This window comes from Pseudomonas sp. Z1-29, from assembly GCF_051131995.1.
Taxonomy (GTDB): domain Bacteria; phylum Pseudomonadota; class Gammaproteobacteria; order Pseudomonadales; family Pseudomonadaceae; genus Aquipseudomonas.
Genome location: NZ_CP071645.1, coordinates 5,837,947 through 5,854,647 on the forward strand (window position 1 = coordinate 5,837,947; position 16,701 = coordinate 5,854,647).

The 16,701-nt window shown below is 62.2% G+C and carries 11 protein-coding genes; 8 read left to right on the forward strand and 3 right to left on the reverse strand.

Going from position 1 to position 16,701, the window contains the following annotated elements; genetic code table 11:
• Positions 1-119: 119 nt before the first annotated feature.
• Both lapD and lapG read right to left on the reverse strand, forming a co-directional pair.
• Complete coding sequence (gene lapD / locus J3P84_RS26500; protein WP_434570448.1) at positions 120-2,066, reverse strand: cyclic di-GMP receptor LapD; 1,947 nt, start codon at positions 2,064-2,066, stop codon at positions 120-122.
• A gap of 14 nt (positions 2,067-2,080) precedes the next feature.
• Positions 2,081-2,743 carry a cysteine protease LapG gene (gene lapG, locus J3P84_RS26505; protein ID WP_434570450.1) on the reverse strand — a complete coding sequence of 221 codons (663 nt, stop codon included), beginning with the start codon at positions 2,741-2,743 and terminating at the stop codon, positions 2,081-2,083.
• A gap of 232 nt (positions 2,744-2,975) precedes the next feature.
• Here lapG and J3P84_RS26510 point away from each other — a divergent pair, with 232 nt between their 5' ends.
• From J3P84_RS26510 to J3P84_RS26530, 5 genes are all read left to right on the forward strand, one after another.
• Entirely contained in the window at positions 2,976-3,656 is a 681-nt protein-coding gene (locus tag J3P84_RS26510; RefSeq protein WP_434626617.1) for a GntR family transcriptional regulator, read from the forward strand.
• 688 nt (positions 3,657-4,344) lie between these two features.
• The gene (locus J3P84_RS26515) at positions 4,345-5,121 is read left to right on the forward strand and encodes a DUF3050 domain-containing protein (RefSeq protein WP_434602463.1); all 777 of its coding nucleotides are present in this window, start codon (positions 4,345-4,347) and stop codon (positions 5,119-5,121) included.
• Entirely contained in the window at positions 5,118-6,050 is a 933-nt protein-coding gene (locus tag J3P84_RS26520) for a diiron oxygenase (RefSeq protein WP_434626618.1), read from the forward strand. The genes J3P84_RS26515 and J3P84_RS26520 overlap by 4 nt, the downstream gene beginning before the upstream one ends.
• A 10-nt stretch (positions 6,051-6,060) precedes the next feature.
• Positions 6,061-9,486, forward strand: a complete 3,426-nt coding sequence (locus tag J3P84_RS26525; protein WP_434626619.1) for an amino acid adenylation domain-containing protein — start codon at positions 6,061-6,063, stop codon at positions 9,484-9,486.
• Between the two features lie 31 nt (positions 9,487-9,517).
• Positions 9,518-9,982 carry an SRPBCC family protein gene (locus J3P84_RS26530; RefSeq protein WP_434626622.1) on the forward strand — a complete coding sequence of 155 codons (465 nt, stop codon included), beginning with the start codon at positions 9,518-9,520 and terminating at the stop codon, positions 9,980-9,982.
• 451 nt (positions 9,983-10,433) lie between these two features.
• Here the strand turns inward: J3P84_RS26530 and J3P84_RS26535 are convergent, their stop codons facing one another.
• Positions 10,434-12,314, reverse strand: a complete 1,881-nt coding sequence (locus J3P84_RS26535) for a methyl-accepting chemotaxis protein (protein ID WP_434570461.1) — start codon at positions 12,312-12,314, stop codon at positions 10,434-10,436.
• Positions 12,315-12,575: 261 nt separating this feature from the next.
• Between J3P84_RS26535 and J3P84_RS26540 the strand changes: the two genes are divergently transcribed.
• The 3 genes from J3P84_RS26540 to J3P84_RS26550 all read left to right on the forward strand — a co-directional run bounded on the left by J3P84_RS26540 (position 12,576) and on the right by J3P84_RS26550 (position 16,652).
• The gene (locus tag J3P84_RS26540; RefSeq protein WP_434626625.1) at positions 12,576-13,076 is read left to right on the forward strand and encodes a sigma-70 family RNA polymerase sigma factor; all 501 of its coding nucleotides are present in this window, start codon (positions 12,576-12,578) and stop codon (positions 13,074-13,076) included.
• 4 nt (positions 13,077-13,080) lie between these two features.
• Positions 13,081-14,061, forward strand: coding sequence for a FecR domain-containing protein (locus tag J3P84_RS26545; protein WP_434631544.1), 981 nt, complete (start codon positions 13,081-13,083; stop codon positions 14,059-14,061).
• A gap of 86 nt (positions 14,062-14,147) precedes the next feature.
• Positions 14,148-16,652, forward strand: a complete 2,505-nt coding sequence (locus tag J3P84_RS26550) for a TonB-dependent siderophore receptor (RefSeq protein ID WP_434626628.1) — start codon at positions 14,148-14,150, stop codon at positions 16,650-16,652.
• The last annotated feature ends 49 nt before the right edge of the window (positions 16,653-16,701 follow it).

The following is a 16,701-nucleotide window of genomic DNA, read 5'->3' on the forward strand; positions in this document are numbered from 1 at the left end:
CATCGCGAGCAGGCTCGCTCCCACAGTGGATGGGGGGGTAAATTTCAAACTTCAGCCCAACAAAAAACCATGTGGGAGCGAGCCTGCTCGCGAAGGCTCACTGACAGACAACGCAGCACTCATCCCCAACGCTTAGGCTCGCCCACCAACTGCCCTTGCACCCCAAACAACCCCATCTCGCGAATCACCGCCAGTTCGCCTTCCGTCTCAACCCGCTCGGCAATCAGCGGCAGGTCGATGCTGTGGGCGGCGCGCTGGATGGCTTCGATGAACAGGCGCTTGTCGCTCTCCTGGTCGATGGCGCGAATATAACTGCCGTCGATTTTCAGATACGCCAGCCCCAGCCGCGACAAGTTGCCGATCATGCTGAACCGTCCGCCGAAACGCTGCAGGCTCAGGGAGAAACCGAGCTCGCGCAACTGCCGGGTCAACTGCTCCAGCACCGCTTGTTCAGGTAGTTGCTCCTCACCGATCTCCAGGGTCAGGCGCGCCCCGAGATTGCCGTGAGCCCGCAGGATTTCAAAGACCTTGTTCAAAGCTTGCGGGTCGGCCAGCGTGGCAGAGGACAGGTTGAGCGCCAGGGATTGCTCGTGCCCGGCCATTTGCTTGAGCACCTGTTCGAGCATCAGGCGGTCCAGGCGCGCAGTCCAGCCGAAGCGCTCCAGCCATGGCAGGAAACGCCCGGCGGGGATGCTCTGGCCCTGATCGTCGAGCAGCCGCGAAAGCACTTTGTAATGCAGCACCACCTGGGTGTCCTGGGCGGCCACCACCGGCTGGAAATACAGCTCGAAGCGCTGGTTGCTCAGCGCCTGGTCAAGCAGGTTGTGCCAGGCATGGTGATCATCGCCAACGCTTGCCGACGCGCTGTGATCCAGGCAGGCCCAGCCCGGTTCACCCTGGGTTTCGGCCTGGGCCAGCGCCTGGTCGCCGAGCTGGAGCACCGCTTGCGGCGAGTCGCCGTGGACGAACGGCGCCAGCCCGATGGAGGCCACCGATGCGACGTCCGTCGCGCCGGTGGCGTGCAGGCTCGCCAACGCGCCTTCGAGATTCTGCGCCAGTTGCAAGGCTTCCTCGCGCACCAGCCCGGGCGCCAACACGGCGAACTCTCCGCCGCGGATGCGCGTCACCAGGTTATGGGTTTCCGGATAACGCGCGCATTCACGCAGCAATTGCTCGCCCACGGCCTTGAGCAACTGATCGGTGCGCTGCCCGCCCAGCCGCTGGTTCAACCCGGCCAGGTCCCTGACCCGCAACAACAGCAGATAACCGGAACTGGCCTGCTCGGGATTGCTCACCCGGGCATGCAGCTGCATTTCGAAGTAACGTCGGTTGGCCAGGCCCGTGAGGTTGTCCTGATAGGACTCGACCCGCAGCTTCTCGCTGCGCTCGGCCTGCTCCTGGAACAGCGCCTTGAGCTTTTCGACCATCTGGTTCATCGCCTGCACCACCCGGCGCAGCTCAGGGGTACGCGGCAGCTCCGGCAAGCTGAGGAACTCCCGACGGGCGATGGCATGGGACTGGTGCACCATGTAATCCAGCGGCTTGAGCTGACGGCGCAGCAGCAAGGCCCCCAACACCGCGCTCACAGCGCCGCACAGCAACAGCCAACCCAGGCTGCCCAGCGCGCTCTGCCACAGCTTGGCGAGGGCGAACATAGGGTGGCTGACCACTTCGACCCGTGCCGCCTGCTCCCAGCCCCGACTGACGAGCGCATCGCCACCGGCCGGCTCCAGGCCAATGAGCTTGATGAACCACTGCGGTACGTTGCCGGCGTCCGGAATGCCGGTGCGTTCGACGATGGTGCTGTCGTTCTTCACGTCGACCACGCGGATGCTTGCGTAGTAGCCGCTGTCGAAGATCGAGCTGACCATCAGCTCGACCATTGCCGGGTCGTCGATATTCGGCGTCAGCGACAAGGCCAGCGCCGTGGCCGCATCCTGCGCGTGCGAGCGCAATTGATTGACGTACTGGGTCCGCGAGCTTTCCAGGCTGACCATGAAGCTGCCGCTGAAGGCAACCACCAGGAACAGACAGATAGCGATCAACAGCTGTTTGAACAAGGACATCTGAGCGCGCGCTCCTAGTTAGTCGTCTCGACCGGAAAACCTTCGGCCTGCATTTTTTTCAACACATCCTGCCAGCGGGACAGGCGCTTGGTGTCACCCACTTTTTTGTTGCCCTTGGCGCCCGGCAGCCACAGCCCTTCGGCATTGAAAGAGTAGACCGGCAGCAGGTCGGTTCGCTGGCTGGCCGGCTGGATACCGTCGATCAGGCTGTCGAGTACCAAGGGCATGGCATCGGGCGTGGCGTAGTAGGTCAGCACCATGTGCGCCCGGTTCTGCCGCAAGGCCTTGACGTAGGTGATGCGCAGCTTGTCACTGGACACCCCGAGCCGGCGCAGGCTGAAATACTTGGCGATGGCGTAGTCCTCGCAATCACCTGCGCCCTTCCATAAGGCCTGGATAGGGGTTTCCCAGTAATCAACCTCACGCCACAGGTCGATGTCTTCGACGTAGCGCACCTGCTTGTTGAAAAACAGATTCACTACCTTGAGTTGTTCCAGTTCCGGAATCTGCTTCTGGGTCGCCAACAGTTGCTGCCACGCGTCGATCCGTTGCTGCCCTTCGCCCAAAGGCCCATATAACGCTTGCGCCCGGCGGCTGATCTGCGCAAAGTCCCAATCGGCCCGCAGGCCGCCCAGCAGCAGGCCGGCCAGCAACAATGCCGAACACAGCCAACGCATGGACCTGAGGACAGGAAAAGGTGCAGCCAAGGGGAATACGTCCGAAAAGGGCCGTTGGAAAATTCGTTGGATGGTGAAGCCTGGCCGGGCAAAAGACAATGGCAGGATGCAATCACCGCAAGCAGTCTAAACTTTAGTTCAGGAACCGGCGCCGCGAGACTTTGACGGCTTGGCAATCTGTAACTAATGTTGGCTTGGATCCAATTTCGTTACTACCAGTCAGGGTGTTGTCGTGACAAAGAAGCCCAACCCGTTAAGCACTATCCAGGTCAACGGCCCCATTCCCGCCTCCCAGGCCCGCGCCATCATCGAGAGCTCCCTGCGTGAAGCCATTCTCGATGGGCGCCTGCCCAGTGGCACGGCGCTACGCCAACAGGAACTGGCCGACCTGTTCGGCGTCAGCCGCATGCCGGTACGCGAGGCATTACGCCAGCTCGAGGCGCAGTCATTGCTAAACGTGGTACAGCACAAGGGCGCCGTGGTGGCTCCGCTGATCACCAGCAATGCGATCGAGACCTATGCCTTGCGTTCGGTCCTGGAAAGCTTCGCCCTGCGCCTGTCCGTTCCGCTGCTCAACGACAACGACCTGACGATGGCCGCCCAGTACATCGAGCAACTCGAGGCGCAAACCGACTACGCCGAGATCGCCAGGCTCAATCGGCTGTTTCATATGTCGCTTTACCACAGGGCACCCAACGCCAAGCTGCTTGACCTGGTCGAGCACGAGCTCAATGAGGAAGAGCGTTTCCTGCGTTTTCACATGTCATCGATGGGCCTGGGCACGCTGACCCAGGACGACCACCGCGCGATGCTCGCAGCCGCGGTGGCGAAGGATGTCGACACAGCGGTCGCCTTGCTTGAGCAGCACTTGGAAAAAGCCTCCGTCACCATGCGCCGATACCTCAACCAATAAGCGCAACCCCATCTCTGCGCCGGCGACGCGGCCGGCGTAGCACTTTCTTACACATCCTTCCCACACCCCCCATGGCCTTGCCCGGCGCGGTCTGACTGCGCCCGCGTTCCATCGCGACGTCAGTCCGATGGAACTGCTATCCATTTGGGCTCACTCTTGCGTTTATCGATTCAAAAAAGACCTGAAGAAGTCAGCGCCTGGCTGTGGCCCAGGCGAATCGAAGCCATCACGCAAGGAGCGTCGTCCGAACGGCGAGATGACCCGCAAGTCTGGTCGGTCTCCCGCCCACAAAACATCACTTACTTAATTCCCGTTCCCTGAAGTGCTCCGGGTGAGGCATTCACTCGTACCATTCGATTCTGATAGTTATAAATCGGAAGGAGCAACTTCGACCCAATAAAACTTATATGAAAAGTTTTAACAACCCTCTTCACGCTCAAGAATTACGCCAACTTAAATATATAAAAAATAACTTGCAGAGCCTTTGTTACATGCACTAACTTTTTCTACGTCGAGTTGCCTTCGACCCCAAGACTCATGACCGAAAGGCCTCCAGCAGGCCTTTCAACCCTGAGCAAAAATAAAACATCTGTATCAAGAAAACATGGACTCCGGTTCACGCGCTCGCTCGCACCGAAAAAACTGGCGAAGCAACTTCCGGACAAAAATCATTGATGAGGACGTTCCAATGCAGCCAACCAAAGAACAACTATTCCTGAAGAAACTCGAACTAGGTGAACACCCGGTTTTTTCTGAAATAACATCAATCGACCTGTTGCGCCGTTTTATGGAAAGTCATGTTTTTGCTGTGTGGGATTTCATGTCCTTGACCAAGCGCCTGCAACGCGAGCTGACCTGTATCCAGTTGCCGTGGCTACCTCCGGCCGACCCGCACGCAGCACGGCTGATCAATGAAATCGTCTTGGGGGAAGAATCCGACGACCGTCCCGGAGCGGGCTATTGCAGCCATTTCGAGCTGTACCTGGACGCCATGCGCGAGGTCGGCGCGGATACCCGGGCCATTGAGCAATTCATTGCCCTGCAACAGGAAGGCGTCAGCCCCGAAACCGCGCTGGACAGCGTCGAGGTAGACCCGGCCGCGGCGCGCTTCGTACGCCAGACCTTGCACACTGCCTTGCACGCCCCGGCCCACAGCGTGGCCGCCGCGTTCGTGCACGGTCGCGAAAGCGTCATCCCGCAGATGTTCCAGCGCATGCTGGATGCCTGGGGCATCGGCCTGGACCAGGCACCGACGTTTCGTTATTACCTGCAACGGCATATCGAAGTGGACTCCGAAGACCACGGCCCGGCTGCGGAAAAATTGCTCGCACGGCTGATCGATGGCGACCCGCAGCGCGAGCGCGAAGTCCTTGCCGCCGCCCTCGCCGCCGTCCACAGCCGCGCGGCGTTGTGGGATGGTTTGCGCCAGAGCATGGCCCTGCCGGTTGCGCAGGTGACGCCATGAACGCCATTTCATACCAGTCCTTCGCCGACGCCTGGGAAAGCCGCGCCACCATCCGTACCCGACCACGGCGCCGGGTCGAGGATGACGACAAGCTGATCTTCCCCATGAGCCGTCAGCCCCTTGTGCACAGCCAGACCTTTCTCAGCCACTGCCCGCAGTTGCGCGATTTTGTCCTGGTGCAGAGCCTCTACAAATTCATCAATGACGTGGTGATTTTCGAGACTGAGCTGGTGGACCACACCGCGCGGCGCATCGCCAAGAACCGCTTCGGCATCGAGTTTCCGTTCGCCTGTCGCTACGACGCGATGACTGTGGTGGTGGATGAGGACTATCACGCGCTGGTGGCCATGGACTTCATGCAACAGACCATCGACATGACCGGCATCGAGCCGATCCCGCTGCCCGACCAGATCGAACTCAGCCGCGCGGTCCCAGCCACGCTGGCGCGCGCACCGGAGCATTTGCTCAGTGCCGTGGAGCTGATCTGCATCGCCATTGCCGAGAACACGGTGACCAACGAAGTGGCGGCCTTTGCCCGGGATGATTCGGTCAAGGCCTCGATCAAAGGTCTGATGGCGGACCACTTGCAGGATGAGGGCCGGCACTCCGGTTTCTGGACACGGCTGGTGCAGATTTACTGGCGCACCGCACCGGAAGAAGACCGCCAAGCCATCGCGCAACTGATGCCCGGCTTCATTGCCGAGTACCTGGCGAGCGACCTGCAACAACAGTTCGATTTCGAGCTGATCGCCCATCTGCCCGTCGATGAATCGGTACGTCAGTCGCTGCGGGATGAGGCCAGCGCGTTGGCGTACCCGATCAATCGTTTTCACCCGCTGGTGGGCAACATCACACGCTTTTTTCGCACCAGCTCGATGCTCGCATCACCGTGCGTGCGCGATGCCCTGGCCGACTACCTGACCCCATGAGGAGCTTTCGATGAAACGCCTCGAAATTGCGCTATCCGGCACCAGCCAGGCCATGGCCGAACTGGCCCGGGAACTTGAACTTCACGGTCATTCGGTCAGGGATTTTCGATCGCCAACCGCCCACGGCGCGGTCGACCTGTCGATCGATGACGGTACGCTGCCGTGTGCCACGCAGGCGCGCTTTCGACTTCATGTGCGCGTGGCGCTCCAGGCCTTGCCAGGCCAGGCATTACCGCAACCGGTGGTGGTTTTCCGCGACGCTGCACAGCGCCTGTTATCCGAGGCCGTGATTGCCCCGCCAAGCCGGGGCAACGGCCAGTCATTGCGCCTCTGCGCACTGGCGGCGGTGGTCGAGCACGGCGCCCGGCTGGTCAGCCAGCTCTCGCGGGACGAGACCCGCTTCGACACCTGGCCGACGCTGGAAACCGCCGTTGCAGACGAGCTCCTGCACGGGCTCGATGCGCTGGAGCCGCTGGCTTTCGAACATCACCTCAACCGCGCCCCGGTGCCCTGGCTCCTGGCCGCCGCCCAAGTGCCGGTGATGAATAGCATCGAACAACGCATGCTTGATCAGCCGACGCAACCGGCCCTGTGGGTCGACGGTCAGCTCATCGACTACCGATCCTTGCGCGACCTGACGCTCAGGTTGCAACAATCGATGCTGGAAATCCTGCCGGGCGCGACTGACCGTCCGAGGATAATCGGCGTGTGCCTGCCCAAATCCGCGCCGCTGTATGCAGCGATCCTGGCGGTTTTGGGATGCGGAGCGGTGTACCTGCCGCTGGACCCGCAACACCCGGCGCAGCGGCGGCGCTTCATCCTGGAAAATGCCCAGGCCGATCTGCTGCTGCATGACGTACAAAGCGACCTGGACGACTGCGCAATACCCAGGCTGAACGTCCATCGACTGCCCTCTTCGAAACCGGCCATCCCGCTCTCGATAATCCGGCGCGTGGCGGGCATCGACGAGCCGGCCGTGGCGATCTACACCTCCGGTACCACCGGCCAGCCCAAAGGCGTGTTGCTCAGCCAGCGCAACCTCAGCCATTTTTGCGCGTGGTACTGCGACCATGTCGAGTTGAAGCGCGACAGTCGCGCACTGCAGTTTTCCACCATCAACTTCGACGCGTCGCTGCTGGACATCCTGCCGACGTTCATCCAGGGCGGACTGTTGATCGTGCCCAGCGAAGACCAGCGCCGCGACCCGCAGCAACTGATCGCGTTGCTTCGCGCACAGCGCGTCAGCCACGCCTTCCTGCCACCGGCACTGCTGAGCGTACTGCCGCTGGACGCGCCGCTGGGGCTGGATCACCTGGTCACCGGAGGGGATGTCTGCGAGCCGTATGTGATCGAGCAACTGGCGCCACAGTGCCGCTTCCACAATATCTATGGCCCGACCGAAACCACGGTGCTGGCGACCACGCGGCAGTTCGGCAGCGGCGACAACAATCGCAACCTTGGCAGACCCATTGCCAATGCCCGGTTGCTGATTCTGGACGAGCAACGGCAACCGGTGCCCGACGGCACGCCCGGTGAGCTTTACATTGCCGGGCCGGGTGTCGGCCTGGGGTACCTGAACGCCCCGGGGCTGACCGCCGAGCGCTACCTCAACCTGACGTTGCCCACCGGGCAGACGCTGCGGGCCTATCGCACCGGGGATATCGGCCAGTGGACGGACGCTGGGATCGAGCTGTGTGGACGTCGCGATAACCAGGTGAAGATCCGTGGCTTTCGGGTCGAGCCCGAGGAGATCGAACATTGCCTGCGCGACAGCCAGTTGTTTCGTCAGGTGGCGGTGGGGGTGGATGAACGCCGGCGGATCCTGGCGTTCCTGGTGAACCCTGTGCAAGAACTTCCCGGCGCGGCTCTTCAGGCATTGCGCGAGCATGTGCAGGACAGGTTGCCCAGCTACATGCACCCGACGGCCTACATCGAGTTGCCCAGCCTGCCTTACACCAGCAATGGCAAGGTTGATCGCCGGGCGTTGCTTGCCTCGGCGGGGCCGGTCCAGGCCGAAGGCCAGGGACGCCAGCCGCAGAACGCCTTGGAAAACCAGCTGCGAGCGCTTTGGGCCGAGCTGCTGGAACTGCCGGCCGAGGACATCGCCACCGACGAGAGCTTCTTCAACCTCGGCGGGCATTCGATTCTGTTGTCGCAGTTGCTGCTGAGCATCCGCCAGTCGTTCGGCCGTAGCCTGTCGATCAATCGCTTCATCGAAGCACCGACGCTGATCACCCTGGCGAAGCTGCTCGACGACTCCGGACAGAGCGGTACGTCAACGCTGAGCCCGCAGGCTTTCATCGACGCCGAGGCGGAGCTCAACCTTGATCCACTGCCCATCAGCCAGAGCGGTGATGTGCACAAAGTGTTGGTGACCGGTGCCAACAGCTTTCTCGGCGTACACATCGTCGAGGCGTTGTTGGCGTGGGGCGCCACCGAGGTTGCGTGCCTGGTGCGTGAGTCCGGCGGGCAAAGCGCGGCAGAACGGTTCGCCCAGGCCCTGCGGGACAATCGCCTGGAGCATCTGGACCTGAGTCGCGTCAGCGTCTACGCCGCCGACATCACCCAACCGCAACTGGGTTTGCCGGACGACATCTACCAACGCATCGACAGCACCTTCGGCGCGCTGGTGCACAACGCGGCCCACGTCAACCACGTGCTCGACTACGAGTCCCTGGCGCGGGACAACGTCGAGCCGATCTTCGAATGCCTGCGCCTGTGCGAAGGCCGGCGCAAGAAGATCTTCAACTTCGTCTCGACACTCTCGGCGTCCAGCGCCCTGGACGCCGATGGCCAGGTCCTGGAGCAACCGGCGGCGCAGACACCGCCGATCTACATCAAGAACGGCTACAACCTGTCCAAATGGGTCGGCGAGCGAATCCTGCAGCGGGCCCGTGACCTTGGCGTGCGGGTGAACCTGTTCCGCCCCGGTAACATCAGCTTCAACAGCCAGACGGGGGTCTGCCAACCCCACAAGAACCGGTTGATGCTGATGCTCAAGGGCTCGATCCAGCTCGGCCAGGTGCCGGCCCTGTCACTCAACTTCGACCTGATGCCGGTGGACTTCCTGGCCCGTTTCATCGCCTTCCACGCCAGCCGCTACCAACCGAACCAGGCCGTGTTCAATCTGCACAACCCCGAACCGCTGAGCTGGGACGCCTACGTGGCGTCGTTCCGGGACAGCGGCCGGGCGTTTTCCCTGGTGAGCGTCGCCGACTGGCAACGGCAATTGGCGCGGGTCGATGCCGACAACGCGTTGTTCGGCGTGCTGGGTTTCTATCTGAACGGCTTCGAGGAGGACATCGGCGACATCTCGCTGATCCGTCATGACAATGCCCGGTCCGGCGTCCGGCAGATGGGCGCGCGCTACCCGGAAAAATCCCCGGCCCTGCTACGCCGTGGCGCGGACTACCTCAAGGCCATTGATTTCATCTGAACCATCCCACCCCAAAGCAAGGAGCAAGACCATGACCACATTTCAACCCGACACACTGATCAAGAATCCTCAAGCCTGCCACGTTGAAACCTCGGTGCAAGTGTCCGCTGACGCGGCGCGAGTCTGGGAAGTGGTCGGCGATTTTGGCGGGTTCAACCGCTTTATCCCCGCGCTTGAGCGCATCGAAATGACCGGCGAAGGGATGAGATCCCTGCGCAAGAAATTCTTCGTCGACGGACAGAACCTGGTGGTGGAACAGCTCAACAGCCGTGACGACCAGGCCATGCACATGACCTGGACACTGATCTACAACACCTTGGGCATCGACAACCTCTGGGCGGCCATGCGCGTGGAGCCCCTGGCGGACAACCGCTGCCGCGCCACCTGGACCATCATTGCCGACCACACCGACGCCCATACCCCGTCGGGCTTCAGGGATTTCCTGCAAGGGTTCGCCGATGAAGCGATGGAGAACGTGGTGAAGATGTTCACCTGACCACTACTCCCTTGTGGGAGCGAGCCTGCTCGCGAAAGCGTCAGCCCGGACACCGCCTCCTCATGGACAACCCAAAACCCGTGGCGAGGGAGCTTGCTCCCGCTCGGCTGCGCAGCAGTCGCCAAACCGGCTGATGCGGTCCGCCTGGAGAAATGCCAGGGCCCGCTTCGCAGGCCAGCGGGAGCAAGCTCCCTCGCCACAAGGAAATCCATGGAGACCCCTGCATAGCCTGCTCGCGAAGGCGTCACCCCATACACCCCAAACCCTCACGGACAACCCAAAACCCCGTGGCGAGGGAGCTTGCTCCCGCTCGGCTGCGCAGCAGTCGCCAAACCGGCTGATGCGGTCCGCCTGGAGACTGCCGGGGCCCGCTTCGCAGGCCAGCGGGAGCAAGCTCCCTCGCCACGAGGAAATCCATGGAGAACCAGCGCGATGGCGCTGGTTCGGCTGATCAGATCTTGAAGCTGTCCACCAGTTGCTTCAACCGATTGGCCTGTTGGGACAAGGCATCGCAATCCTTCAGCGTTTCGTTGAGGTTGGCGACGCTCTGCTGGTTCAGCAGGTTGATGTGGCTGACATCCATGTTGAGGGTTTCCACCACGGCGGTCTGTTCTTCGGTCGCGGCGGCCACCGACTGGTTCATGCCGTCGATCTCACCGATACGCTGGGTCACGCTGACCAGGCGCAGGCCGGCCTGGTTGGCCACTTCCACGCTTTCTTCGCTGGAGGCCTGGCTGGCGTTCATGGTGGTTACCGCCTCACGAGAACCCACCTGCAACGAAGTGATCATCTTGTGGATCTCTTCAGCCGACTCCTGCGTGCGGTGCGCCAGGTTGCGCACCTCATCGGCCACCACCGCAAAGCCACGCCCGGCTTCACCGGCACGGGCCGCTTCGATGGCGGCGTTCAACGCCAGCAGGTTGGTTTGCTGAGAGATGCCCTTGATCACATCGAGGATGTGCCCGATGTTGTCGGTGCTGGCGTTCAGGGTTTCGATCTGGGTGCACGACAGGCTGATCTTCTGCGACAGCGCGGTCATCGCCTGGATGGTTTTTTCCACCACCTGGCGCCCGTCGTCGGCCTGCTCGCTGGCGCCGCTGGCCTGTTGCGAAGCATCGGCGGCATTGCGGGCGATTTCCTGGGTCGCGGCGCCCAACTGATTGATCGCAGCGGCCACGCTGTTGGTGCGGGCGCTCTGCTCATCCGAGCCGACAAGCGAGGCGTTGGACGACGTCATCACCCGCTGCGACAAATCATGTACCTGCCGCGTGGCCGAAGACACTTCAGCAATCGATGCATGGATGCGCTCCACGAACTGGTTGAACGAACCACCCAGCACAGCGAACTCATCCTTGCCCTGCACGACGAGACGTCGGGTCAGGTCGCCTTCGCCCTGGGCAATGTCCTGCATGGCGCGGCCCATGGTGGTCAACGGACGCATCAAGACCTGGATCAGCAGGCTCAGCAACAACGCAATCGCCGCCACCGCGACGAACATCGCAATCAACGCAGACGTACGGAAATGGCTCAGCGGCGCGTAGGCCTTGGCCTTGTCGATCGACAGTCCGATATACCACTCGGCGTTCGGCAAGCCTGCCACCGGAGTAAACGAAAGGATGCGGTCCTCCCCGTTCAGCTCGACTTCCTGGATACCTTTGCCGATGCGCACCGGCGTGCCTGGGTAGATGTCCTTGAGGTTTTTCATTACATGGTCTTTGTCCGGGCTGACGATCACCTGACCGTCGCCGCTGACCAGGAACGCATGGCCGATGCCGCCGAAATCCACCGAGTTGATGATCTTCACCAGGGTTTCCAGACTCAGGTCGCCACCCACCACACCGAGCAGTTCGCCGTTGTGCTTGACCGGCAGGGCAATGGTTACCACCAGCCCGCCGACGGCTGCCATGTAGGGCGGGGTCAACATGGTTTTATCCGCGGCGACCGCCTGCTTGTACCAAGGGCGCTGACGCGGGTCGTAGCCGTCGGGCATCTTGGCGTCAGGCCGCTGAGTGAAAACGCCGGTGTTCTGGCCGACATAGGTGAACTGGAAATTCGAGGTCAATGCCGGCTGGTCGACGAGCCCCGGCAAATCGGCCCCGGCGCCCTGGTGCGCAATGTTCTGCGCCAGGTTCTCCAACACCAGCACACGGCCACTCATCCAGTTCTGGACGCTGCTGGCTGTCAGGTCGCCGGATTGCTCGATGGACGACTCCAGGCTTCGACCGATGGTGTTGCGCTGCAGGTAATCGTTGTAGAGCGTGAACAGGGCAAAAGCCAGGACCACCACACCAGAGGCGGCCAGGAGGATTTTGTGACTGAACTTGAGATTCATGGGTGGGCTTCTTATGCAGGAAGTGGAGTGCAACTGCCATGTAACCGGTGGGCGCGATATTGGATCCGCTCCATTTTGGTGCACCTATATCACTCTGTCGGCCAATGCCTACAAAAAATTAGGCCGCTGTTCGATTGTCCGACGGAACGGCTTGACCGGCGTGCCGTGACGCCCGCAGGCGAATGAATGGTGGTTGCAAAATTGACCCGCGCTGATGACAATGCGACCTATTATCATTTGTGACTCCAGGCCGTCGCGTTCATGTCATCCCCCCAGTTTGCAGTACAGGCGCTCTACAGCAGCCATCACGGCTGGCTCCACACATGGCTGCGCAACCGATTGGGCAATGCCGCCGATGCAGCGGACCTGGCCCAGGACACCTTCGTGCGCCTGCTGCAACGCACCGAACGCCTGGAACTCAAGGCGCCACGCGCCTTCCTGCGCACCATCGCCCAGGGCTTGGTGATTGACCATTGGCGCCGAGCGGAAATCGAACGCGCCTACCTTGAGACCATCGCGCACCTGCCGGAAGCGCAAACGCCCGGCGCCGAAGCCCAGGCATTGATCCTGGAGCTGCTGGAGGCCATCGCCCGGATGCTCGAAGGCCTCAAGCCCAAAGTGCGCAAGGCGTTCCTGCTGGCCCAGTGCGAAGGCCTGACCTACAAGCAGATTGCCGAACAGATGGGCATTTCCCTGCGCTCGGTGGAACGCTACGTTGCCGACGCGTTGTACCACTGCTATGTGCTGCGCTATGAAGATTGAACCGATGGACCAGCCTTCGGGCCGGGGCCCATCACAGCAGGTGGTCAAGCAAGCGATCCATTGGTTGCTGCGCCTGCGCAACCATGCCGCCAACCCAGCGCTGCGCCAACAGTGCGAGGCCTGGCGCATCGCTCACCATGACCACGAACTGGCTTGGCAACGGGTGCAATCGCTGCACAGCGAACTGACTTCCAGCCTGCGGGCGGTACCTGGCGCCCGGACTGCCCTCGATACCCTGGAGACCAGCGCCCAGCGCCTCGGCCGGCGCCAGGCCCTGAAGCTGTTGTCAGGCGTGGCGGTGATGGGCTGCGCCGCCTGGCTGGGCAAGGACCTGGGCTGGCAGCCGTGGAGCGCCGATTTTGCGACCGCCACCGGCGAACGACGTGGCTTCCAACTGCCAGACGGCACGCGACTGGAGCTCAATACCAACAGCGCGGCCGACCTCGATTACACGGCTTCGCGACGCCTGATCACGTTGACGCGCGGCGAAATCATGCTCACCTGCGGCCGCGATCCCGGACGCCCATTACTGGTAAAAAGCCGACACGGCTTGTTCGAGGGGCTGGAGGGCCGCTTCGTCGTGCGCCAGGACAACGACTGCACGCGCCTGAGTGTCGCCAGCGGACACGTCGCCATCCGCTCGCATGTCGGCAGCGACGGCGCCCCGATCCAGGTGGAAGCTGGACAAAGCTACCTGGTCAGCGCATCCACCGCGACGCTCGCGCCCCCCCTGGACATGGACGCCGGCGCCTGGGCGGACGGCTTGATCGTCACGCGCAACATGCGCCTGGAAGACTTCCTCAACGAAGTGGGACGTTACCGTCGGGGCTACCTGAAATGCGCCGCCTCGATCGCCGATTTGCGCTTGTCAGGCGTCTTCCGTCTGGCAGACACCGACAAGCTGCTGGCCGTCCTGCCGCACACGCTCCCCGTGCAAATACACTACCGAACCCGCTGGTGGATCACGGTGGAGCGTACGGCCTGATTTTTTTTGGCGGGTTTTGCGCGGGCGTCCGGCTAGGACAGTAAGCAACGCTTACCTGCCTCCAGCGACTCCAACGGAAACCTACAATGACTGAGCGCGTGACTCTCAAGACTTCCCTCGGCTGTTCCTCGCCCACCGGCCTGCTGCGCCAGGCCATCCGCGCCGCGCTGTTGAGCACGGCGCTCGGTGTCGGCGCCCTACCGATGTCCGCTGTCGCGGCGCAGGATGGCGCGATCGCCGGCCGCCAGAACTACAACATAGCCGCCGGCCCGTTGAGCGAGGTGCTCAACCAGTTCGCCCGCCAGGCCGGTATCACCTTGGCAAGTACCCCTGGACAAACCGGCGGCGTCCAGTCCCCCGGCCTGAAAGGCGAATATTCGGCGGACCAGGCCCTGCAGCAGTTGCTCAGCGGCTCAGGGCTGGTTGCCGTCAGCCAGGATAGCGGCAGCTATGTGCTGCAAACCGTGGCCCCCGAAAGCACGTTGGCGTTGCCGACCACCGACGTCAAAGGCTTCGCCCTGGGTAACGCTCTCGGCAGCATGGAAGGCTACAACGCCACCCACAGCCAGGTGGCGACCAAGACCAGTACCGCCCTGCGGGAAACGTCGCAAAGCGTATCGGTGGTCACGCGCGAGCAAATGGACGACCAGGGCGCGCAAACCGTGTCCCAGGCAATGCGCTACACCCCTGGCGTGCTGACCAACCCCTATGGCGCGACCCACCGCTACGACTACGTGGCGATGCGCGGCTTCAACGATGGCTCGGTGGACAACATCTACCTGGACGGTTTGAAGTCGATGGGTGACAGCGGCACCTACAGCTCGATTCAGGTCGATCCGTATTTCCTCGAGCGGGTCGACATCCTCAAGGGCCCGTCCTCCGTGCTCTATGGCCGCAGCTCGCCGGGTGGCCTGGTGGCGCTCACCAGCAAGAAACCGCTGTACGAGGCCTATCACCAGATCCAGGCCACGGTCGGTACCCAAGGCCAACGCGGCATGGGTTTCGACTTCAGCGGCCCGGTGGATGACGACAAGCGCATCGCCTACCGCCTGGTCGGCCTGGCCGATACGTCCGACACGCAATTCGACCACAACAAGGAAAAGCGCTTCGCCCTCGCGCCCACGGTGAGCATCGACTTTAGCGAAGACACCTCGCTGACGTTGCAAGCCTACCTGCAGCATGACCCCGACGGCGGTTACCACGGCGGCATGCCGGCGAACGGCACCTTGCACAAGCGCAACGGCCGGCGGATTTCGGAGAACTTCTTCGAAGGCGAGCCTGGCGTCGACGGCTACGAACGTGACCAGCAGTCGTTCGGCTATCAGTTCGAACACCGCTTCAACGACGTCTTCACCGCCCGACAGAACTTCCGCTACCTGGATTCGGACGTCAGCAATGACCAGGTCTATGCCTATGACTGGACCACGCCGACCAGCAACGAGCTGAACCGCTATTACACCGGCGCTGAAGAAAAGCTCCACGCCTTCATCGTCGATAACATGCTCCAGGCGGAATTCTTCACCGGCGCCACCAAACACACCGTGCTGATGGGCGCCGACTACCAGCGGCGCAAGACCGTGGTCGATTGGACCAGCGGCAGCCTCGCGCCGATCAACGCCTTCGACCCGGTCTACGGCAACTCGGCGATCAGCTACTTCAGCCCCACCAGCTACCTGCGGCGCCTGGAGCAGACCGGCGTCTATCTGCAAGACCTGATCGAAATGGACAAGTGGCGCTTCTCTCTGGGCCTGCGCCAGGATTGGGTCGAGACCTCGGACGAGAACCGCATTGCCGAATTCGGCCGTCCGGAAGGCACCGAGATCAACGACAAGCGCACCAAACTCACCGGTAGGGTCGGGGCGCTGTACCTGTTCGACAACGGCCTGGCGCCGTACATCAGCTACTCGGAGTCATTCAACCCCAACTCCTACGCCGACAGCGCCGGCAACCCGCTGCCGCCCACCGACGGCAAGCAGTGGGAACTGGGCCTGAAATACCAGCCGCCGGGCACCGACGACTTGTACACTGCCTCGCTGTTCCGAATCGACCAGGAGAACCTGGCGACCAAGCTGCCCCAGGAAAACTTCTACCGCGCCGTTGGCGCTGTTCGTTCCCAGGGTCTGGAACTGGAAGCGCACATGCAGTTGACCGAGCAGTTCAAGGTGCTGGGCAGCTACACCTTCACCGACATCGAATACTCGAAATCGATGGTCAGCACCCTGAGCACGCCCACCGACATCATCGAAAACAAAGGCAACTCTCCGACCCAGGCCCCGCGCCACATGGCATCGGTGTGGGCTGACTACAAATTCGACAGCGGCACGCTCGATGGCCTGCGGCTGGGCGGCGGCGTGCGGTATGTCGGCTACAGCTGGGCCGACGCGGAAAACACCATGAAGGTGCCGTCGTACACGCTGTTCGATGCCTCGGTGGGGTATGACCTGGGCAAGGTCGGCTTGAAGGGCGTGGATGTGCGCCTGAACGCGAACAACCTGACCAACGAGAGCTACATCGCGTCATGCGCCAGCCTGAGCTATTGCTACATGGGCGAGGAGCGCAACGTGGCGGCTACGGTGAGTTATCAGTTCTGACCCGCTCTTCAGGCCAGACGCATTTGTCTGGCCTGAAGAATGGTTACTG

What these genes read in the sequence shown, in the direction of transcription:
- J3P84_RS26545 (WP_434631544.1), top strand. Translation starts at nt 13,081, where the DNA reads ATGGACCAGCCTTCGGGCCGGGGCCCATCACAGCAGGTGGTCAAGCAA.
- J3P84_RS26525 (WP_434626619.1), top strand. Translation starts at nt 6,061, where the DNA reads ATGAAACGCCTCGAAATTGCGCTATCCGGCACCAGCCAGGCCATGGCC.
- J3P84_RS26535 (WP_434570461.1), bottom strand. Translation starts at nt 12,314, where the DNA reads ATGAATCTCAAGTTCAGTCACAAAATCCTCCTGGCCGCCTCTGGTGTG.
- lapG (WP_434570450.1), bottom strand. Translation starts at nt 2,743, where the DNA reads ATGCGTTGGCTGTGTTCGGCATTGTTGCTGGCCGGCCTGCTGCTGGGC.
- J3P84_RS26550 (WP_434626628.1), top strand. Translation starts at nt 14,148, where the DNA reads ATGACTGAGCGCGTGACTCTCAAGACTTCCCTCGGCTGTTCCTCGCCC.
- lapD (WP_434570448.1), bottom strand. Translation starts at nt 2,066, where the DNA reads ATGTCCTTGTTCAAACAGCTGTTGATCGCTATCTGTCTGTTCCTGGTG.
- J3P84_RS26540 (WP_434626625.1), top strand. Translation starts at nt 12,576, where the DNA reads ATGTCATCCCCCCAGTTTGCAGTACAGGCGCTCTACAGCAGCCATCAC.
- J3P84_RS26520 (WP_434626618.1), top strand. Translation starts at nt 5,118, where the DNA reads ATGAACGCCATTTCATACCAGTCCTTCGCCGACGCCTGGGAAAGCCGC.
- J3P84_RS26515 (WP_434602463.1), top strand. Translation starts at nt 4,345, where the DNA reads ATGCAGCCAACCAAAGAACAACTATTCCTGAAGAAACTCGAACTAGGT.
- J3P84_RS26530 (WP_434626622.1), top strand. Translation starts at nt 9,518, where the DNA reads ATGACCACATTTCAACCCGACACACTGATCAAGAATCCTCAAGCCTGC.